The following is a 19974-nucleotide window of genomic DNA, read 5'->3' as shown; positions in this document are numbered from 1 at the left end:
GGGGCAGGGCGAAGCCGCCCGGCCGCCGTACCCGGGTGTTGAAGTTCTCGAAGCCGGGGATCACGCGCTCGATGCGGTCGCGGATGCGGTCGTAGTCCGATGCGAACTCCTCCCACGGCACCTGCGGGTCCGCTTCACCGAGGGTGGCCCGTGCCATCCGGCAGATGATCGCGACCTCGCTCAGCAGGTGCTGGGACGCGGGCGCGAGCCGCCCCCGCGAGAGGTGCACCATGCCCATGGAGTCCTCGACCGTGACCAGCTGGGGGCCGCTCGGCCGCAGGTCGGCCTCGGTCCGGCCGAGGCACGGGAGGATGAGGGCCTGCTCCCCGGCGATGACATGGGAGCGATTGAGCTTGGTCGAGATCTGGACGGTGAGACGGCACCTGCGCAGCGCCTGCTCGGTCAGGTCGGTGTCGGGAGCCGCGGCGACGAAGTTGCCGCCCAGCGCGACGAAGACCTTCACGTCCCCGTCACGCATGGCGCGGATGCTGTCGACCGCGTCGTGGCCGTGGTGGCGCGGGGGTGTGAAGGCGAACTCGGCGCCGAGCCGGTCCAGGAAGGCGTCGTCCGGCTTCTCGTAGATGCCCATCGTGCGGTCGCCCTGCACGTTGGAGTGGCCGCGCACCGGGCACAGGCCGGCGCCCGGGCGGCCGATGTTGCCGCGCAGCAGAAGGAAGTTGACGACGTCCCGGATGGTGGGCACGGAGTGCTTGTGCTGGGTGAGTCCCATCGCCCAGCAGACGACGATCTTCTCGGCGGCCAGCACCTGGCGGAACGCGGTCCGGATCTCCTCCTCGGGCAGACCGGTGGCCTGAAGGATCTCGTCCCACGACGCCTTGCGGGCGTGCTCGGCGAACTCCTCGAAGCCGTGCGTGTACCGCTCGATGAAGGAGGTGTCCAGGGTGCCGGGGGCCTCGTCCTCCGTCTCCAGCAGCATGCGGTTGAAGGCTTGGAAGAGTGCCTGGTCGCCGCCCAGCCTGATCTGCAGGAACTGGTCCGCCAGCTTGGTGCCGCCGCCGATGACGCCGGAGGGCTTCTGGGGGTTCTTGAACCGGAGCAGCCCGGCCTCGGGCAGGGGGTTGACCGCGATGACGCGAGCGCCCCGCTGCTTGGCCTGCTCCAGCNGCAGCCCGGCCTCGGGCAGGGGGTTGACCGCGATGACGCGAGCGCCCCGCTGCTTGGCCTGCTCCAGCGCGGAGAGCATGCGGGGGTGGTTGGTGCCGGGGTTCTGGCCCACCACAAGGATGAGGTCGGCCTCGTAGAGGTCCTCCAGGCTGACGCTGCCCTTGCCGATGCCGATGGTCTCCACCAGGGCCGAGCCGCTGGACTCGTGGCACATGTTGGAACAGTCCGGCAGGTTGTTGGTGCCGAAGCCGCGGACGAAGAGCTGATAGAGGAACGCGGCCTCGTTGCTCGCCCGTCCGGAGGTGTAGAAGGCGGCCTGGTCCGGGTGGTCGAGCGCGCCGAGTTCGCGGGCGATCACGGCGAACGCCTCGTCCCAGGAGATCGGCCGGTAGCGGTCGGCGCCGGCCGGGCGGTACATGGGGTGGGTGAGGCGTCCCTGCTGCCCCAGCCAGTAGTCGCTGCGCGGGAGCAGGTCCTCCAGGGTGTGCCCGGCGAAGAACTCCGGGGTGACCCGGCGTACGGTGGCCTCCTCGGCCACGGCCTTGGCGCCGTTCTCGCAGAACTCCGCCTTGTGCCGGTGGTCCGGCTCGGGCCAGGCGCACCCAGGACAGTCGAAGCCCTCCTTCTGATTGACCCGGAGCAGCGTGAGCAGGCTGCGGCGGGCCCCCATCTGTTCGCCGGCGTGCCGCAGCGAGGAGGTGACCGCGGGGATGCCGGCGGCGTACTCCTTCGGGGGGCCGACCCGCAGTCGGGCATCGCCGGGGTCCTCAGCAGGTGGCTTGCGAGTCATCTGAAGCGCTACTCCGCGGTGTAGGGGAATCAGAGCCATTCCATCGCCGGGCATCGCGGCCGTCGTACGGAGAGCCGCCACCGGAGACGAGCATGTTGCTAATTGCACAACAGTATCGCCATACGCAACGCACCTAAGGAAGCCCCACTTGCGGCCTCCTGTCAAGGCCGCCACCCTGCCGTTTCGAGGCAGCGCCCGGCTTATGCACCGCCCTCGTCGCGGTAGGCGCCGAGTGCGCGATCGACCGCGCGCCCGGGCAGGCAGAACGACCTGCCGACCATGGACGACGAGCAGGGACAGCAGCAGCACCGAAGCACGACCGGAGATGTCCGCGGCCCAGCGATCGCCACAGATGCCCCGCAAAGCCGACTTATGGCAGCTGGGGACCATCACGGCGAACACCAATCGGACGGGGGCGGCACCCTGGAGAGCGTGTTCGGCTGCCCCTCGTCGAACGACCTTGCCAACGTGATGCCGCATCGCAGCGGTGACCAGATGCCTTCAAGGGCTCGCTCAGCGCTCAGTCGCCACTAGCCGGCGCCGTCGTTGCGTCTTCCAGCGGGGCTGGGCAGCCGACCTGATAGGCGTCGAGCAGACCAGCCCGATTATGAGCCTGATCCGGTGCAGTGCCACAACCCGCTCGGTCCCGGGTAGGACTCCAGCGGCTCCAGGTCGAAGTCCTTCGCCTCATCCGCGGCTCGGTCGCCGTCCGTGCGTGCGCTGCACGTCAGCCGTCTGCCGGCGCAGCCCGACACAGCGGAGGGCGACTGTGTCGGCGTCTGACGGCGCCCACGCCGCGGACGCGATCCTGCACGGCGTGGGCGGCCGGGAGAACGTCACCCGGCTGACGCACTGCTTCGTCCCTCTCCGGTTCCGGTTGCGCGACGCGGCAGCGGCCGACATCGACGCCCTCGGCTCTCATCCCCTCGTGGCGTTCACCGTGTGGCAGGCGGACGAACTGCACGTCGCGCCCCGGCGCGAACTCTTCCAGCTGTTCGAGGACGTGCGGGACGCGCTCGGCGACATCGCCACCCCCCTGACCCGCCCCCGAGGCTGCTATGTCGTGGCAAGCCGCTTGGGGCATCGCCGCGCGTCGCGGGGGCTCTTGGCCTCACCGATGTGGCGGGCAACGTACGCCTTCGCGGCAGGGGCGAGCCGCATCTTCATCACGGTGATCGCCCCCTCTTCACAGTCAGCTCTGACTGTGAGATGCTCCGGTTTACAGTCAGAGCTGACTGTGAAAGGTGGCATGTTGTGGGCAAGCGGGACGAACAACGCGACGCCACGCGGACCCGGATCGTGGACGCGGCGGTGGAGTCACTGATCGAGCTGGGCTTCGCGGCGACGACAACCCTGGAAGTGCAACGGCGGAGCGGTGTCAGCCGGGGTGCGTTGCTGCATCACTTCCCCACCCGGGAGGAGCTGTTCGGGGCTGCCGTCAGTCAACTCGTCGCGCGCAACGAGCAGGCCGTACGCCGCGAACTGACCGCGGCGGACCCGGCGGGCGACCCTCTGATGCGCTCGCTGCGCGTGCTCCGCACAGTGATGCGCAGTCCGGCGTTCACCGCAGAGATGGAGCTGTGGGCGGTGGCACGCACCAATGCGCGCCTGTGCGAGGTGCTGCGTCATGCCGAGGGGGCGGCTCGCCGGGACCTGTACCGGGTGGTCGACGAGGTGATGGGCCCGGAGCTGACCGCCTCGCCCGACTATCCGGCGGTGGCCGAACTGACCGTGCACCTGCTGCGCGGCATGACGATCTCCGACGTGCTCCACCGGGAGGACGCGGACCGCGACGCGCTGCTGGAGCAGTGGGCCCGGATCGTACGGCCGATGCTGACCGGAGCGGGCAGTTACTGAACTCCGCCCGGCCGGCACACCAGGGCGGCCCGGCCCGGCACGCCCGCGGCGGCGGCGCCCGTGCGGGCAGCCGGCAGTGCGAGGTCGGTTGCCAGGGCGGCACGAGGGCGCAGTGTCCGGACGGACGCGTAGAGCGCGGCCCGCGCACCCCACTTGCTCAAAGCGTTCCGCCAGAGAGGAAGGCGGCCCTCATGGGTGACCCCACCGAAGCGTTCGTCTACGACGCGCTGCGAACCCCGCGCGGTCGTGGCCGGGTCGGCGGTTCACTGCACGGCGTCAAGCCGGTCTCGCTCGTCGCCGGACTCCTCGACGCAGTGGGCTCACGCCATCCGAGCTTCGACCCGCTGCGGGTGGATGACGTGATCCTGGGCGTGGTCTCGCCGATCGGTGACCAGGGCGCGAACCTCGCTCGGACCGCCGCGCTGGCCGCGGGCTACGAGACGTCCGGCGCGGGCTTCCAGCTGAACCGGTTCTGCGGTTCGGGGCTGGAAGCCGTGAACACCGCCGCGCAGAAGGTCCGTTCCGGGTGGGAGGACCTTATCCTCGCGGGCGGGGTGGAGTCGATGTCGCGGGTGCCGATGGGCTCGGACCAAGGCCCGGCGATGATGGACCCCGAGACCGCTTACGGCACCGCCTTCGTCCCGCAGGGGATCAGCGCCGACCTCATCGCCACGCTCGAGGGTCTGAGTCGTGGGGACGTCGACGCGTTCGCCGCCGAGTCCCAGGCCCGGGCGGCCAAGGCGGTCGCCGACGGCGCGTTCGGCCGCTCGCTCGTCCCCGTGCGCGACATCAACGGCCACACCGTGCTGGACCACGACGAGCTGGTGCGGCCCGGCACGGATCCTGCCGTACTCGCGCGCCTGAAGCCGTCGTTCGCGGCGATGGGAGAGCAGGGCGGTTTCGACGCCGTGGCGGTGCAGAAGTATCACTGGATCGAGCGGATCGACCACGTCCACACCGCGGGCAACTCCTCCGCCGTCGCCGATGGCGCCGCGCTGACGGTCGTCGGCAGCGAGCAGGCGGGGCGCGACCTCGGCCTCGTGCCGAGGGCTCGCGTCGTCGCCACAGCCACCGTGGCCGACGAACCGACGATCATGCTGACCGGTCCTGCGCCCGCCGCGCGCAAGGCTCTGGCGAAGGCGGGGCTGGCCGTCGGGGACATCGACCTGTGGGAGGTCAACGAGGCCTTCGCGTCCGTGGTGTTGAAGTTCCTGCGCGATCTGGATGTCCCGCACGAGAAGGTCAACGTCAACGGCGGCGCGATCGCGCTGGGGCATCCGCTCGGTGCCACCGGCGCGATGCTCGTCGGCACCCTCCTCGACGAGCTTGAACGCCGCGACCTGCGCTACGGCCTGGCCGCCATCTGTACCGGCGGCGGCATGGGGGTCGCCACCATCATCGAGCGCCTCTGAAGGGGAAGCCTGACGGCTCCAGGCCAGGGAACCGAGCCCGCCCCCGATCCCGCGAAACGGGCCCCTACGGCCGGCGGCCGAGCCCATCCGGGCCCGCGCATCGAGCGCTGCCCCGAGGGACACCCTGCGACATACCCAGACGCCGAGGACCAAGGACACCCAGGAAGCGGGAACCACCTCATGACCGACCAGAACACCATCCGGTGGGAGCAGGACACCGACGGCGTGGTCACGCTCACGCTGGATGACCCGGGCCGTCGGGCCAACACCATGAACGACGCCTTCCGCGCCTCGCTCGCCGCGGTCGTCGAGCGGCTCGTCAGCGGCAAGGACGCGATCACCGGCGTGATCATCACCTCCGCGAAGGACTCCTTCCTGGCAGGCGGGGACCTCCGGCAGCTGATCCAGGTCACCGACGCGAACGCGGCCCGATTCGCCGCGGACGTCGAGCAGACCAAGGCGTGCCTGCGCACGCTGGAGACACTGGGCAAACCGGTTGTCGCGGCGCTCGGCGGTTCCGCTCTGGGCGGTGGTCTCGAACTCGCGCTCGCCTGCCACCACCGCATCGCGCTGGACTCCCCGAGTCCGCGGTTCGGTCTGCCGGAAGTCACCTTCGGCCTGCTGCCGGGTGGCGGCGGAGTGGCACGGACCACCCGGCTGCTCGGTGTCCTGGACGCCCTGACGAAGGTCCTCCTGGAGGGTCCCCGGTACACCGCCGCCCGGGCGCTGGAGGCCGGGCTGGTGGACGAACTCGCAGCGAACCCCACGGAGCTGCTTGCCAAGGCCCGCGCCTGGATCACAGCGCACCCCCACTCGGTGCAGCGCTGGGACGCGCAGGGCTACGTCATCCCCGGCGGCACCCCGGCCTCCCGGGGGCTCGCGGCTATCCTGCCGACCCTCCCCGCCACCCTGCGCAAGAAGCTCAGAGGTGCGCCGCTACCGGCCCCGCATCACATCCTGGCCGCCGTCGTCGAGGGTGCCCAGGTGGACCTGGACAGCGCACTGCGGATCGAGGGCCGGTACTTCGTCGACGTCGTACGCGGCCAGACCGCCAAGAACATGATCCAGGCGTTCTGGTTCGACCTGAACACGGTCAAGGCGGGCGGCTCACGCCCGCAGGGTCACCCCAGGCGGCCCGTGTCCAAGGTCGCTGTGCTGGGCGCGGGCATGATGGGCGCCGGCATCGCCCACGTCTGCGCGAACAGCGGCATCGACGTCGTTCTCAAGGATGTGTCCGTCCAGGCCGCCGAGCAGGGCAAGGACCACTCCCGCGGGCTCCTCGACCGGGCTGTGGCACGCGGGAGGACGAGCGAGACCGGGTGGGAGGAGGTTCTCGCCCGGATCACACCGACTGCCGAGTACGCCGACCTGGCAGGCTGCGATCTCGTCGTGGAGGCGGTGTTCGAGGACGTGGGCCTCAAACGGGAGGTGTTCGCCGAGGCGGAGAAGGCGGCCGCCCCCGACGCGCTGCTCGGCTCGAACACGTCCACCCTGCCCATCACCGGCCTGGCCGAAGGGGTGCGCCGCCAGGAGGACTTCATCGGTGTGCACTTCTTCTCGCCCGTCGACAGGATGCCGCTGGTGGAGGTCGTCCGGGGTGAGCGGACGAGCGACGCGGCCCTGGCACGTGCGCTGGACTTCGTGGCGCAGATCGGCAAGACGCCGATCGTCGTCAACGACAGCCACGGGTTCTTCACCTCCCGCGTCATCGGGACGTTCGTCTACGAGGCCCTGGCCATGCTCGGCGAGGGCTTCGCCGCGGGGACCGTCGAGCAGGCTGCCTGGCAGGCCGGATACCCGGTCGGCGCACTGCAGTTGGCGGACGAGCTCAACCTGGAGCTGCTGCTGAGGATCCGCGACGAGAAGCGCCCCGCGGACGGCGACGGCCACCGTGCACACCCTGGGGAGGCGGTCGCCGAGACGATGGCCCGGCTGGGCAGGCCGGGCCGTGTGCGCGGCGGCGGTTTCTACGACTACGACGGCTCGGGCAGGCGTACCGGCCTGTGGCCGGGGCTCGCGGCCACGTTCCCCGCGCATGGTGATCCGGCGCGGACCGATCTCCACGAGCTGATCGAGCGGCTGCTGTTCGCCGAGACCGTCGAGGCGGCGCGCTGCGTGGCCGAAGGCGTGCTGACAAGTACGGCGGACGCCAACATCGGCTCCCTGCTGGGCATCGGATTCCCGCCCTGGACCGGCGGCGTCCTGCAGTACGCCAGCGGTTACCCCGGGGGCTTGCCGGCCTTCGTCGCCCGAGCCGACCAGCTGGCCGCGGCGCACGGCGAGCGGTTCACGCCGAACACGCTGCTGCGCGAGAAGGCCGCGCGCGGCGAGACCTTCTGATCCACCACTCATCCCATCCGGGCTGACGCCCCCACTTGATGAACGGAGCACCTGTGAGCGACGACCAGCAGTCCACCGTCCTGTACGAGGTGAAGGGCCGCAAGGCGTACCTGACCCTGAACCGGCCCGACCGGCTGAACGCGATCGACTTGCGCATGCCGGGCGACATAGCCGCGGCCGTCCGGCGCGCCAACGACGACCCCCAGGTTCACGTGATCGTGCTCCAGGGCGCGGGCCGGGCCTTCTGCTCCGGATACGACCTGAAGATGTCCGCCGAGGAGGGCGGGGGCACCCAGGGCTCCACCGACGGCGACACGGTGTGGGACCCGATCAAGGACTTCGCCTGGATGAAGGGGTTCAGCGACGACTTCTTCACGCTGTGGCGGTCACTGAAGCCCACCATCGCCAAGGTGCACGGCTACGCCGTGGCCGGCGGCAGCGACATCGCCCTCTCCTGCGACCTCGTGGTCATGGCCGAGGACGCGCAGATCGGCTACATGCCGTCCCGTGTGTGGGGCTGTCCGACCACGGCGATGTGGGTGTACCGGCTAGGCGCCGAGCGCGCCAAGCGCATGCTGCTGACCGGCGACACCATCGACGGCCGTACCGCCGCCGACTGGGGCCTGGTCCTGGACGCGCCACCGGCCGGTGAGCTGGACGCGCGGGTGGAGGAGTTGGCGGACCGGATGGCGGGGGTGCCGGTCAACCAGCTCGCCATGCAGAAACTGATGATCAATCAGGCGTACGACAACATGGGCCTGCACGGCACCCAGGTCCTGGCCACACTCTTCGACGGCATCACCCGGCACTCGCCCGAGGGCCGCTGGTTCCAGCAGTTCGCCGCCACCCACGGCTTCCACGCGGCGGTCAAGTGGCGCGACTCCGGCCGCTGGATCCCCGAAGGCGGCGGCCCGATCCCCACCGCGCAGGATCTGGAGGACTGACGATGACCCCACCCGCCTTGTCGTACCGGCCCGCCGACACCTCCCGGCCCGTCCTCGACCTCACCCTCGGCGACATCCTGCGCCAGGCCGCGTCGACCGACCCCGACCGCCTGGCCCTGATCGAGGCCGCCCCGCCCGGCGCCGTCCTGTCCGGTGCCGACCGCACCGACCGCACCTGGACCTACGCCCAGCTCCTGGACGACGCCGAGCACGCCGCGTCCTGGCTGACCGAACGCTTCGCGCCGGGCGAGCACATCGCCGTGTGGGCGCCCAACCTCCCCGAGTGGGTGATCCTCCAGTACGGCGCGGCCTTGGCCGGGCACGTCCTCGTCACCGTCAACCCGGCGATGCGCGACGCCGAACTCCAGCACGTACTGTCCCAGTCGGGGGCCGTGGGCCTGCTGCTCACCGACTCCTTCCACGACACCGACATGGCCGCAGCGGTGGAACGGATCCGTTCCGGGCTGCCCCGGCTGCGTGTGCAGGCCTCCTTCACCGGATGGCTCGCCGATATCCGCCGTACCACGCGCGCCCCGCTGCCGTCGGTCGACCCCGGCGCGGCCGCACAGATCCAGTACACCTCCGGCACGACCGGCACGCCCAAGGGCGCCGTCCTGCACCACCGCGGACTGGTCACCAACGCCGCCTTCGTGGCCGCCCGCGCCGGATTCCCCCGGCACGGGACCTGGGTCAGCGCGCTGCCGCTCTTCCACACCGCCGGGTGCGACCTGACGGTGCTGGGCGTCGCCGCCAACGCCGGCACGCTCGTGCTCGTTCAGGTCTTCCAGCCCGACCTCGTCCTGGAGGCGCTGCAGAAGCACCGGGCCGACTTCTTCGGGGGAGTCCCGGTCATGCTCTCCGCGCTGCTGAACCACCCCTCCTTCGACAGCCACGACCTCAGCGCCTGCTCGGCCGTCCTGTCCGGAGGCGACCGGGTACCCCCGGAACTGATCGCGGAGACCGAGCGCCGCTTCGGCGTACGGCTCTCCGTCCTGTACGGGCAGACCGAACTGAGTCCCGCCGTCACACAGACCGCACCGGACGACGATCCCGACGACAGGCTGCACACCGCGGGCCGTCCCCTGTGGCAGGTCGAGGTCAAGATCGCCGACCCCCGCGGTGGTGATCCGGTGCCGGTCGGTGAGCCGGGCGAGATATGCGCCCGCGGTTATCAGGCCATGCTGGGGTACCACGACCTCCCCGACGCCACCGCCCAGACCCTGGATCCCGATGGCTGGCTGCACACCGGCGACCTGGGCGTCATGGACGAGCGTGGCTTCGTCACCGTGACCGGCCGCCTCAAAGACATGATCATCCGTGGTGGGGAGAACATCTACCCGGCCGAGATCGAGGCCGCTCTCCTCGCCCACCCCCGTGTCCGCCAGGCCGCCGTGCTCGGCGTCGCGGACCCGCACTGGGGCGAACAGGTCGCCGCCGTCATCATCCCCGCCGACCACGCCGATCCTCCCACTGCCGCAGAACTCCACGCCCACCTGCGCGCGACCCTGGCCCCCCACAAGACGCCGCGCCACTGGTATTCCGGTGACGCCATACCCGCCAACGCCATGGGCAAGATCCAGAAGTTCCTCCTGCGACGGCAGATCGGCCACGGCGACCTGAAGCCACTTCCGTAAGCGGGAATCCACTGGACAGGGGCGCCCTGGTGGCCGGTGGGACGGACGGCCAGAACGAGCAGCAGATGCGGGACATGCTCGCCATGTCGGCCGCCAGGCGTCTCGGCACCCCGGACGACATCGCCGCAGCCGCGGAGTTCCTGCGCAGCCCCCAGGCCGGCCACATCACCGGCACCGACCTGCTCGTGGACGGCGGCGTGACGCGACCGTTCACTCGTCGACGCCCATCGACTGATGCCCGCGCTCGGCCGGCGGGGAGCGGATCCCTCTCGCGTGCTCGTGCGGTGCCTTCTCCCTCGCCCCAACTCCGGCTCAGCCACACCATCCGACACCTCCCGTGACATGTGGGGGTCACCCGTGGCTGAGCTGCACGGCCACTGTCGGGGGCTTCGCGCTGCGGCTTGGCCTCGTTCTTCGCCCATGCGCTGCGGTGAGCGGGACGAACATGGCGAGGGCAGCGGTGGAAGGCGGCTGGGTGCGCGCGTCAGCGTGGTGCACATCAGTGCGAGGACACCGGGAATGTCGGCCAAGGGCGGCGACGCCCTGCGCATCACCGGAACAGACCGGCGCGCGAGAGCTCCGCCTCGGGCGGGACTCTCGTCGACGGTCGTCCGGTCGAACCCCTGCTCGCTGAAGACCCGGAGCGCCACCGCGACCACTTCTGCCAGTGTCACCACGGTAGCCCTGCGCACAGGGACCCCGCACCGCCCGCCGCGTCCGGTGCAGGCGCGTCGAAGTGCCTGCACCCGACTGAAGCGGATAGAGGCGTCAGTCGATCACCATCGCCACCAGGGCCAGGCCCCACCATCGGCCCGCTACCGCCGTGCGGGCAGGCCTCTTCTCGACGCAGCGGCCTTCCTTGACCGCAGCCCTGGGTCAGTTTTCGATGATGCTCACCACGCTCAGCGGCACCCGGCTGCCCGACTGGATCACCGAGGCCACGGGCGCCAACCTGCCCGGCATCAGCAGCTTCGCCGGCGGCCTGCACAGCGACTTCGACGCGGTGACCGCCGGTCTGACGACAGACTGGAACTCCGGCCCGGTCGAGGGAGCAGTCAACCGGATCAAGATGCTCAAACGCCAGATTTTCGGCCGCGCCGGATTCGCTCTCCTGCGCAAGCGAGTACTCCTCGCTTCATGACCTCTGTCAGTGGCTGCTGGAATGCTGCCTCAGCCAATGATCAGCGATACCAGGAGCCGAGCATGGGAACGTGGGGAACCGGCCCATTCGACAGTGACCTCGCCGCAGACTTTGTTGATGAACTGGAGGGACTCTCCTCTGAGCAGATCATCGATGTGCTGCACGGGGCCCTCCAGCGTGTCGCAGACTCCGGCACACGGGTGGATGGCGGAGACGGGGTGGAAGCCGTCGCCGCTGCTGCCCTGGTCGCCGCTCAGGTTCCTGGCAGCGGGATTCTGATCGACCCTGACGACGGACCGAAAGAGCCGCTGCTCAACTGCCAGTATCCTTACGTGCACTGGCTCGCAGGGCCCTCCACCGTGTCGCCGAAGACGGGTCCGAGCTAACGCAGGGCTGGGTGGACAGCAGCGACGCCATCGCATGGCACCAAGAGGTGCAATTGATCCGTGATGCACTGGACACAAGCGACTGACGACGGTCACGCGCAGTGGTGGAACCACGGAACTGGCGCCAGACCCCAACGAGGTTCTGGATCACTTTCAGTGCCGGGGCCACGGAGGGTCACCACAAGCGCGATCATGAACGGCCTCACGCCGCGAGGAGGACCCGATTGCGGAGCAAGTCGAAGTTGGCGCGGCCGAACATCTGCCGCTTGATCATCTTGATCTTGTTGTTGTGGCCTTCGACGGCGCCGGAGCTGTAGCGGAGGCTGAGCCCGGCGACGACGGCGTCGAGGTCCTGGCCGAGGCCGTTGACGAAGCCGTGCAGGGCGGGCACGTCGTCAGCCTGCACGCCATCCATCCACTGGCCGAGGTCCTGGCCCCGACGGTCGTTCATCAACTCGGCGAAGGCGCGGACGTGTTCGGCGGTTCGGTCGAGGGCGGGGCAGCGGGCGAGATCCTGCTTGAGCTGCTGGGCCTGGTCGTCGTGGAGGCGGTCGGGGTGGCGGGTGATCCAGCTGGTCACGTCGCGCACGGACGGCGCTTTGCGGGGCGGATCGTCGTGCGGGCAGGCTTCGCGGAGCCGTTGGACGTACCTCTTCACCACGCTCTCGCCGCCGGGATAGCCGCGCTCGCGGACTTCCTCGAACAGGCGGCGGGCAACGGTGCAGCCTTCTGCCCATCGCTGATGGCGACGCACCCGGTTGTGCTCGGTGTCGATCACGGTGACAGCACTGTCACCGGAGTCCGCGACGTAAGCGCGGCTGCCGCTGCGGTTCATCGCGATCCCCGTCGGTGTAACTCGATCAACACGGGACGCCCGGCGACCGCAGTATCGGAAAGGCGGCGCACGTATCGGCTGTGCACCCGGCCCGACACCGTCCCGCAGGCGGGACATGCGGCCCGCTGCGCCGATGCGCGGGCCCGCACGACCACCAACTCGCCGTCGACCACTGCGTTTTCGATCACTACACCTTCGACCTGGTGGAACCACAGGCCCTGGAGGAACACATCACCCACGACCGTTCATGATCGCGCTTGCGGCGACCCTCCGTGGCCCCGGCACTGAAAGTGATCCAGAACCACTTTTCAGCCGTCGCCGACACAGAGCTACTTCATTCCCGTGGTGGCGATTCCCTTGACGAGGTAGCGCTGGCCGACGAGGAAGACGATGAAGACCGGAATCAGCGTGACGACGGACATCGCGAACAGCGATCCCCATGAAGCCCCGCTGGTGGCGTCGACGTAGTTGCGCAGGGCCACGGGTGCGGTCTGCAGTTCCGGTTTGGTCAGGTAGATCAACTGGCCCAGGAAGTCGTTCCACGTCCAGATGAAGGTGAAGATGGCGGTGGTGGCCAGGGCCGGCAACGAGATGGGCAGCAGGATTTGGAAGTAGATACGCCAGTACCCGGCTCCGTCGATCTTGGCCGCCTCGTCCAGCTCGGTGGGCAGACTCCGGAAGAACTGGATCATCAGGAAGATGAAGAAGGCGTCCGTGGCGAGGAACTTGGGAACGATCAGCGGGAGAAACGTGTTCACCCATCCGATCTCCGAGAACATCACGTACTGCGGAATGATGAGTACGTAGATCGGCACCATCAGGGTCAGCATCATCATGCCGAAGAAGAACGCCCGCCCGCGGAACTTCAGCCGCGCGAAGGCGTAGGCCGCCATGGAGCAGCTGACCAGGTTGCCGAGCAGTGCCCCCAGGACGACGATCGCCGAGTTCAGCAGGTACACCCCGAACGGGTGCGACAGCGCGTTCCAGCCGTCGGAGTAGTGGCCGAAGTCGGTCTCCGTAGGCAGCAGGGAGGGCTCACGGAAGATGAGAGCGTCCGGTTTGATCGAGCTGGCGATCATCCACAACAGCGGGTAGACCATCACGAGGCCGAAGGCGATCAGTACGACGTGCTTGGTGAGCGCGCGTATGCGAGCCACCCTCCTACGGCGCTGCGCGGCGGGAGCAGGCGCAGGAGCAGGAGCAGGAGCAGGAGCAGGCGAAGGAGTGTCTTCGGCCTTCAGGAGTGTCATCTCACTTACCGTCACCGTAGAACACCCATCTCTTGCTGAAGTAGAAGTTGATCGCGGTCAGGGCACCGACGACCACCACGAGCAGCCACGCCATGGCCGAGGCGTATCCCATGTGGAGCCGGCCGAAGCCCTCCTCGTACAGGTACAGCGAGTAGAAGAGGGTCGAGTCCGAGGGACCTCCCGTCCCCCCGCTGACGACGAATGCCTGGGTGAAGGACTGGAAGGAGCTGATGACCTGCAGAACGAGGTTGAAGAAGATGATCGGGGTGAGCAGTGGCACCGTGACGTGCCGGAACTGGTGCCAGCGGCCGGCGCCGTCGAGGGCGGCGGCTTCGTAGTACTGCTCGGGGATCTGCCGCAGACCGGCCAGGAAGATCACCATCGAAGAGCCGAAGGTCCACACGTGCAGGACGACGAGGCTGTACAGCGCGGTGTCCGGGTTGGAGATCCAGCCGGGCCCGTGGATGCCGAACAGTCCGAGGAACTTGTTCACCAGGCCGTCGGTACCGAAGACCTGTCGCCACAGGATGCCCACCGCGACCGAGGCACCGAGGAGCGACGGCAGATAGTAGACGGACCGGTAGAACGCCAGTCCCCTGATGCCCCGGTTGAGGATCATCGCCAGGGCGAGGGCGACCGCCAGCAGCAACGGCACGCTCAGGGCGACGTAGGCGAAGGTCACGCTCAGGGATGTGCGCAATCGGGGGTCGTCGAGCATCTTGCTGTAGTTCTCGAAGCCCACCCACTCGGGAGAGCTCAGCAGGTTGTAGTCCGTCATCGAGAAGTACAGCGAGGCGATCATCGGGCCGAGCGTGACGCCGGCCATGCCGACGAACCACGGCAACAGGAAGACCCATGCGGTCCGTTCTTCTTTTCTGGCCGCCTGGCTGAGGGGGCTGCGGAGCACAGTCATCGTCCTCGGGTTCTTGGTTCGGGTGCGGGTTCAGGAGTCGCTCGACGACGGCTCGGCGTGCTGCGACGCGGACAGCGGACAGCGCACGACGGCGACGTCCGCCGCGTCGAGGACGAGCGTCTGCCCGGCCTCCAGGCGGCATCCGGTGATCAGGTCGGTGCCGGAGCGGTCGAGGGTGACGGTCGCCTTGTCCTGCCGGTGGTTCAGCAGGAACAGGTACACATTCGTGTCCGTCCGGCGCTCGGTGACCTCGACGCCTCGTGGTGCGGCGTGCACCGGTCGCACCCCGGCACGATCCAGGACGTGCCGCACCAGGGCCTTGAGGGCGTCGTCGTCCAGACGTGTGCCGACGTACACGGCGCGACCCTGGCCCAGTTCGTGCTCGACCACCGCGGCTTTGCCGGCGAGATGCCCCTTTCGGTAGACGGCGAGCGGTCGGGCGGTCTCCGTTTCGAGGTCGTCCTGCCACAGGGAAGCGGTCGCGAGGAAACCGGTCAGGGCGGTCTGTTCGGCTGCCGCCCGGACCGGCACCGTGGCCTCGGCGGGCAGCGGAGAGAACTCCTGCACGTGCGCGCCGATCACCTCGCGCAGGGCCCCCGGATATCCGCCTTCGACGATCCGGTCGTCCTCGTCGACGATCCCGGAGAAGTACGAGACGACGAGATGGCCGCCGTCCTCCACGAACCTGTGCACAGCCGCACTGTGCTGACGTGTCATCAGGTACTGGTTGGGGATGACCAGGACACGGTAGGGCGACAGGTCGTCGTCGAGGGTGACGACGTCGACGGCGACCTGGCTGTTCCACAGGGCCCGGTAGTGCCGGGCGACGGTGTCCCGGTAGTCGAAGGCGTTGTCCGGGTGGGCGCAGCCTTCCACGGCCCACCAGTTCTGCCAGTCCCAGACGATCGCGGCCTGGGCGCTGGTGCGCGCTGTGGCGATCTCGTCGATGGCCCGCAGTTCGTTGCCGAGGGCCTTGACCTCCTGCCAGGTCCGTGTCTTCTCTCCGCCGTGCGGGAGCATCGCGGAGTGGAACTTCTCCTGCCCCTGGCGTGAGGCCCGCCACTGGAAGAACATCACCGCGTCGGAGCCGTGCGCGACGGCCTGGTAGGAGCCCAGACGCATCCGGCCAGGCTGCTTGACCTGGTTGGTCTTCCACTGGCTCACCGCGCCGGCCGCCTGTTCCATCAGCAGCCAGGGCTGCCCGCCGCGCAGGGTGCGCATCAGGTCGTACTGGAAGGCGGCGACGGACATCGAGTGCGGCTTGCCGGGGTCGGGGTAGCAGTCGAAGGCGACGACGTCGAGTTCCTTCGCCCACCGGTGGCTGTCGGTCAGCCGGCACCCGAAGAAGTTGGTGGTCGCCGGCACATCGGGGGTGATCTGGTGGAGCAGGTCGCGCTCCTGCGTGACCAGTTCCAGCAGGAGGTCGGAGGTGAAGCGGGAGAAGTCCAGCTCCCGGGTGGGATTGACCCAGCCGCGCACGGGTCGGGGCAGGTGCACCTGGGACCAGTCGCCGTAGCGCTGGCTCCAGAACTCGGTGCCCCACCGGTGGTTGAGTTCGTCGAGGGTGCCGTAGCGCTGCCGCAGCCACTCGCGGAAGCGGTCGTCGCACAGGTCACAGAAGCAGTCGGAGTGGTACTCGTTGCCGATGTGCCACATGGCCAGTGCCGGATGGCTCCCGTACCGCTCGGCCAGCTTGGTGGCGATGCGCCGGCTGCGGTCCCGGTAGGCCGGGGAGGAGGGGCAGAAGTGTCCTCGACTGCCGATGCCGTGCCGCACTCCCTGCCGGTCCATTGACAGGATCTCGGGGAAATCCGTGGCGAGCCACGGAGGTGGCGCGGCGTTCGGCGTCGCGAGGTTGACATGGATGCCGTTCGCCCACAGCAGGTCCATGATCTCGTCGAGCCATGAGAAGTCGAACTCGCCGTCGGCCGGCTCCAGCATGGCCCAGGAGAAGACGCCCAGGCTCACGAGCCGCACGCCCGCGGCTCGCATGAGCCGGACGTCCTCCTGCCACACCTCCCTCGGCCACTGCTCCGGGTTGTAGTCCCCGCCGTAGACGACTCCCGGCAGTCGACTGCGAAAGGTGTTCATGCGCGGATCGTTCGTGCGCGGATCGGACACAGCGGGATTCCTTCCGGAAGCGCTACTACATGTGGCAGCTCAGAGCTGGGACTTGATCTCGGAGATGAACTTCTTGGCCGCCGCCTTCGGCGACAGACGGTCGAACAGCACGTCCTCGTTGAGGCGCTGGAAGATCTCCGGGACAGCGGGACCGGCCTCCGCGTTGGGGAGGTGCACCGCGGTCGGCTTCAGGGCGTTGGCACGGCGCAGGTAGTCGGCGATCCGCTTCTCCGCGGGGGACAACTCGGGCGTGATCGCCTTGAGCACGTCGGGGTTGACGGGAACACCACGGTCGAACTTCCCGATCTTGCCCGCCTCGGGGGAGTTGACCAGGAAGTCGAGCAGCTGCGCGGCCTCCTTGGGGTGTTCCGTCCGCGCCGAGGCCCCGTAGAAGACGCCCGGCTTGGTGTAGGCGCCGACCTGGGCGGCACCGTCCTCGCCGGGGAAGAGCAGCAGCTTGGTCTCGCGCCCACTCGCGGCCTCCAGCGCGCCGAGCTGGGTGACGGACATCTCGGTCATGGCCGCCTTGTGCTGGGCGACCAGGTTCTGCTCGATACCGGCTCCTGAGGCCAGGGCCTCGACCGCTGCCTCGGGGCTGGTCGTGCCACCGCTGTCACGCAGCTTGACGACCCACTCCCAGTAGCCGGTCATGGTCTTCTCGGTGAAACCTATTTCGCTGCCGTCCTCGGTCCAGTAGTCCTCACCGTGCTGCCGCAGCCACGGGCCCACCATGTTGGGGTAGAGAGGCATCACACTGCCGACCAGTTTCGACTTCGACTTGGCGATGGCGGTGGCGGTCTTCACGTAGTCGTCCCACGACCACTTGGTGTCGTCCGGAATGGGCACACCGGCCTTCTTGAACGCCGCCGGATCCACGGCGACGCCGAACGCGCTGTCGCCGGCCGGGACGCCGTAGAGGCCGCCCTTCACGGTCGTCATCGACATCGAGTTCGGGGGCAGCTTGTCGGTGTTCAGCACGTCCTTGACCTTCTTCAGGTCCATCAGCTGCCCGTTGTCGATGTACGAGTACATGAACGGGTCCGTGATCTGCAGGACGTCGGGCATGTCACCGGCGGCCGCCCCGGTCGACAGCTTCTTCCAGTAGTCGTCCCAGTTGGAGTACTCGACCTGGACGCTGATGTTCTGGTGCTCCTTCTCGAACAACGCGATCATCTGCTTGGTCTGCTCGTGCCGGACGTCCGACCCCCACCAGTTGAACCGGATGACGGTCTTGCCGCCGTCGTTACCGGAGGAGTCCGCGGCGCAGCCCGCGGACAGGACGAGGGCGAAGACCGAACAGGTCAGCCCGACCGCACGGAGTCGAGAGCGTCTGCTCGGACGGGACGAGTGGTTCATGGTGGGGCTCCTCTGCTGCCATCACTGGGCGGTGCGCCCAGACGGGGGAAACGTCGTCTCAGGAAGCCGGCGTAGGACGCCGGCTGTCTCGCCGCGTGGCGGCCAACTGCGCAACCCGGCTGCTTTGCGTGCCGCGAAAGTTACTTGCGATCCGGTCGCCTGCCGCTGGCCCGGCTCGTCGGGATCCCGGGTGGGCCGCAGCGGCTCTGACAGGGGTTGTTGTGAAGGTACGCTGGAGCCTTGGGTCGGTGTGCCGAGCTGATCCGCGGGGTTGACCGCGAGCGTCGCGCCGAGTTGAGGGCTGTGTGCGTCAGCAATAGTGAACGTTCACGCGGCGAGCGTAGTAACCGGCCACATCTCGGTCAAGAGGTCTCTACATAACGCTTGGGTGCTTAGTGCGACTTCACCGGTTCCGGACCGGTACGGAAGCGGAACGCCACCGCGCGCGAACATGCCGGGTCAGCGTGTTCCGCGCGGTGCGGGACGGGGGTTCGGGCGCGTATGTCCGCCCGGACGCCCGTTGCACGACGGCCGGTTGGTGGGGCCGACGGGCTACATGGTGTGGTTCGTCCTCGCCGGTCCGGACGACTCGCGCAGCACGAGGCGGCAGTCGAGGTCCAGATGCAGTTCCGGCTCGGTCTCCTCTCGGATGCGGGCGAGCAGGGCCCGCATGGCCCGCCGGCCCATGGCCTCGCGGTCGAGATCCACGGTGGAGATGGACGGGTTGAAGTACGCGGTGAACTCCTGGTTGTCCCAGCCGAAGACACTCACGTCCTCCGGGACGCGCCACCCGCGGTCCTGGAAGCCACGGATCACGCCCATGGCGACGTCGTCGTTGGCGGCGAGGACCGCGGTGACACCGGAGTCCGCCGACAGGCCCTGGGCCGCGTCGTATCCGGACCGCACGGACCAGTCACCATCGATGACGGCGTAGTTCTCCAGGCCCCGCTCGGCGACCGTCCGCAGATAGACCTCGCGTCGCTTGCGTGCCGACATCCAGTCCGTGCTGCCGGCGACATGGACGAAACGCCGATGGCCCAGGGAGACGAGGTGATCGATGATCATCGCGGCCGGCTCGCCGTCAGCCGTGATTCCGTGGGACCGCATCTGGTCGTCGTACTCACCTATGACGACGGTCGGCGTATGGTCCAGCCCCAGCTTCTCCAGGTCGCCGATGGGGGTGAAGGTCAGCACTCCTTCGGCCTGACCGGAGTCGAGCAGGGCGCGGACGCGGTCGCCCCTGACCCGTTCGTCGCCTTCCAGGCCGACGATGTCCAGCAGGTAACCGGCCGCCTGTGCCTCGGCGGACGCTCCCCGCAGGATCTGCGAGGGCACGAACGTCGTCATGGCCGGCAGGACCACGGTGACGCGGTTCGACTTGCGGGTGCGCATCGACCGCGCCACCAGGTTGGGCCGGTAGTCCAGCTCGGCCACGGCCTGTTCTACGCGGGCCACCGTCTGCGGCTTCATGCCACCGTTGCCCCGCAGGAAGCGCGAGACGGTCTGATGCGACACCCCCGCGTGCGCCGCGACGTCGAGGATGGTGGGACGCTTTCCGGACGGCGGCTTCGGCCGTTTCACGTCCCGCTCCGCTCTCTCCGGTCCCGTGTCCGCGTCCACCGTGCCGCCCCCCGCCGCATCTCCACGCCCGCACGCCCATCGGTACTGTACTGCCGAGTTCTCCATGGCAGGCCGGTCCCTTTCCTCTTGCCGTCCCGCCGGAGCCGACCGCATCGGCCGGTCGAGCCCGGCTGTCCCGCTGATCGTCCGGCCCGGCCGACCACATGGTCCCTGTCCGGGCCGTGCGGCCGGCCGCCGAATCCGCCGTCACCCGGCGGCTCGCGTTCCTCATGTCAGACCTGCACGGTCC

At 68.9% G+C, this 19974-nt stretch carries 17 protein-coding genes and 1 pseudogene; 10 read left to right on the top strand and 8 right to left on the bottom strand.

What is annotated here, in order from left to right; all coding sequences use genetic code 11:
• The coding region (locus F3T56_RS43540; protein ID WP_149830997.1) for a molybdopterin-dependent oxidoreductase at positions 1-1915 on the bottom strand (1915 nt) is incomplete at its 3' end.
• A gap of 607 nt (positions 1916-2522) precedes the next feature.
• Between F3T56_RS43540 and F3T56_RS50400 the strand changes: the two genes are divergently transcribed.
• The 10 genes and pseudogenes from F3T56_RS50400 (at position 2523) to F3T56_RS50395 (ending at position 11715) form a co-directional block, all read left to right on the top strand.
• Positions 2523-3239: a PTS transporter subunit EIIB gene (locus F3T56_RS50400; RefSeq protein ID WP_149830996.1), complete on the top strand. Its 717-nt coding sequence runs from the start codon at positions 2523-2525 to the stop codon at positions 3237-3239.
• Positions 3170-3772: a TetR/AcrR family transcriptional regulator gene (locus F3T56_RS43530; RefSeq protein ID WP_216373089.1), complete on the top strand. Its 603-nt coding sequence runs from the start codon at positions 3170-3172 to the stop codon at positions 3770-3772. The genes F3T56_RS50400 and F3T56_RS43530 overlap by 70 nt, the downstream gene beginning before the upstream one ends.
• Before the next feature lie 191 nt (positions 3773-3963).
• Positions 3964-5184 carry an acetyl-CoA C-acetyltransferase gene (locus F3T56_RS43525; protein ID WP_149830994.1) on the top strand — a complete coding sequence of 407 codons (1221 nt, stop codon included), beginning with the start codon at positions 3964-3966 and terminating at the stop codon, positions 5182-5184.
• Positions 5185-5364: 180 nt separating this feature from the next.
• A complete protein-coding gene (locus F3T56_RS43520) occupies positions 5365-7524 on the top strand; it encodes a 3-hydroxyacyl-CoA dehydrogenase NAD-binding domain-containing protein (RefSeq protein WP_149830993.1) in 2160 nt (719 codons plus the stop codon).
• 53 nt (positions 7525-7577) lie between these two features.
• A complete protein-coding gene (locus F3T56_RS43515; protein WP_216373088.1) occupies positions 7578-8468 on the top strand; it encodes a crotonase/enoyl-CoA hydratase family protein in 891 nt (296 codons plus the stop codon).
• A 2-nt stretch (positions 8469-8470) separates the two neighbouring features.
• Positions 8471-10102 carry a class I adenylate-forming enzyme family protein gene (locus F3T56_RS43510; RefSeq protein ID WP_149830991.1) on the top strand — a complete coding sequence of 544 codons (1632 nt, stop codon included), beginning with the start codon at positions 8471-8473 and terminating at the stop codon, positions 10100-10102.
• A 29-nt stretch (positions 10103-10131) separates the two neighbouring features.
• Positions 10132-10443: an SDR family oxidoreductase gene (locus F3T56_RS49570; protein ID WP_281291971.1), complete on the top strand. Its 312-nt coding sequence runs from the start codon at positions 10132-10134 to the stop codon at positions 10441-10443.
• A gap of 515 nt (positions 10444-10958) precedes the next feature.
• Positions 10959-11243: pseudogene (locus F3T56_RS43500) on the top strand (transposase); the annotation flags it as partial.
• Positions 11244-11305: 62 nt separating this feature from the next.
• The gene (locus tag F3T56_RS43495) at positions 11306-11629 is read left to right on the top strand and encodes a DUF4259 domain-containing protein (protein WP_172639448.1); all 324 of its coding nucleotides are present in this window, start codon (positions 11306-11308) and stop codon (positions 11627-11629) included.
• Positions 11560-11715 (top strand): DUF4259 domain-containing protein, encoded by a 156-nt coding sequence (locus tag F3T56_RS50395; RefSeq protein WP_149831005.1) that lies wholly within the window; start codon positions 11560-11562, stop codon positions 11713-11715. The genes F3T56_RS43495 and F3T56_RS50395 overlap by 70 nt, the downstream gene beginning before the upstream one ends.
• A gap of 116 nt (positions 11716-11831) precedes the next feature.
• On the opposite strand, the gene F3T56_RS46755 is transcribed toward F3T56_RS50395, so the two are convergent.
• The 7 genes from F3T56_RS46755 to F3T56_RS43460 all read right to left on the bottom strand — a co-directional run bounded on the left by F3T56_RS46755 (position 11832) and on the right by F3T56_RS43460 (position 19685).
• Positions 11832-12464 (bottom strand): transposase, encoded by a 633-nt coding sequence (locus F3T56_RS46755; protein ID WP_172639447.1) that lies wholly within the window; start codon positions 12462-12464, stop codon positions 11832-11834.
• Positions 12461-12613 carry a transposase family protein gene (locus F3T56_RS49565; RefSeq protein ID WP_281291972.1) on the bottom strand — a complete coding sequence of 51 codons (153 nt, stop codon included), beginning with the start codon at positions 12611-12613 and terminating at the stop codon, positions 12461-12463. Before F3T56_RS49565 ends, F3T56_RS46755 begins: the two co-directional genes overlap by 4 nt.
• Before the next feature lie 180 nt (positions 12614-12793).
• Positions 12794-13621: a carbohydrate ABC transporter permease gene (locus F3T56_RS43480; RefSeq protein WP_246204691.1), complete on the bottom strand. Its 828-nt coding sequence runs from the start codon at positions 13619-13621 to the stop codon at positions 12794-12796.
• Positions 13622-13715: 94 nt separating this feature from the next.
• The gene (locus F3T56_RS43475) at positions 13716-14627 is read right to left on the bottom strand and encodes a carbohydrate ABC transporter permease (RefSeq protein WP_149830988.1); all 912 of its coding nucleotides are present in this window, start codon (positions 14625-14627) and stop codon (positions 13716-13718) included.
• Positions 14628-14657: 30 nt separating this feature from the next.
• A complete protein-coding gene (locus F3T56_RS43470; protein ID WP_149830987.1) occupies positions 14658-16718 on the bottom strand; it encodes a beta-galactosidase in 2061 nt (686 codons plus the stop codon).
• Positions 16719-16787: 69 nt separating this feature from the next.
• Positions 16788-18104: an ABC transporter substrate-binding protein gene (locus tag F3T56_RS43465; protein WP_149830986.1), complete on the bottom strand. Its 1317-nt coding sequence runs from the start codon at positions 18102-18104 to the stop codon at positions 16788-16790.
• Positions 18105-18656: 552 nt separating this feature from the next.
• Positions 18657-19685 (bottom strand): LacI family DNA-binding transcriptional regulator, encoded by a 1029-nt coding sequence (locus tag F3T56_RS43460; RefSeq protein WP_216373087.1) that lies wholly within the window; start codon positions 19683-19685, stop codon positions 18657-18659.
• Between the last annotated feature and the right edge of the window lie 289 nt (positions 19686-19974).

It is taken from the genome of Streptomyces tailanensis (genome assembly GCF_008386495.1).
Classification (GTDB): domain Bacteria; phylum Actinomycetota; class Actinomycetes; order Streptomycetales; family Streptomycetaceae; genus Streptomyces; species Streptomyces tailanensis.
Note: the sequence above shows the minus strand (reverse complement) of the source record. Positions and strands in the feature narration are given on the sequence as shown.

Bases quoted from the DNA above. Each gene is read 5' to 3' on its own strand.
- F3T56_RS43495 (WP_172639448.1), top strand. From the start codon at position 11,306: ATGGGAACGTGGGGAACCGGCCCATTCGACAGTGACCTCGCCGCAGAC.
- F3T56_RS43525 (WP_149830994.1), top strand. From the start codon at position 3,964: ATGGGTGACCCCACCGAAGCGTTCGTCTACGACGCGCTGCGAACCCCG.
- F3T56_RS43520 (WP_149830993.1), top strand. From the start codon at position 5,365: ATGACCGACCAGAACACCATCCGGTGGGAGCAGGACACCGACGGCGTG.
- F3T56_RS43465 (WP_149830986.1), bottom strand. From the start codon at position 18,104: ATGAACCACTCGTCCCGTCCGAGCAGACGCTCTCGACTCCGTGCGGTC.
- F3T56_RS43470 (WP_149830987.1), bottom strand. From the start codon at position 16,718: ATGAACACCTTTCGCAGTCGACTGCCGGGAGTCGTCTACGGCGGGGAC.
- F3T56_RS50400 (WP_149830996.1), top strand. From the start codon at position 2,523: ATGAGCCTGATCCGGTGCAGTGCCACAACCCGCTCGGTCCCGGGTAGG.
- F3T56_RS43475 (WP_149830988.1), bottom strand. From the start codon at position 14,627: ATGACTGTGCTCCGCAGCCCCCTCAGCCAGGCGGCCAGAAAAGAAGAA.
- F3T56_RS43510 (WP_149830991.1), top strand. From the start codon at position 8,471: ATGACCCCACCCGCCTTGTCGTACCGGCCCGCCGACACCTCCCGGCCC.
- F3T56_RS46755 (WP_172639447.1), bottom strand. From the start codon at position 12,464: ATGAACCGCAGCGGCAGCCGCGCTTACGTCGCGGACTCCGGTGACAGT.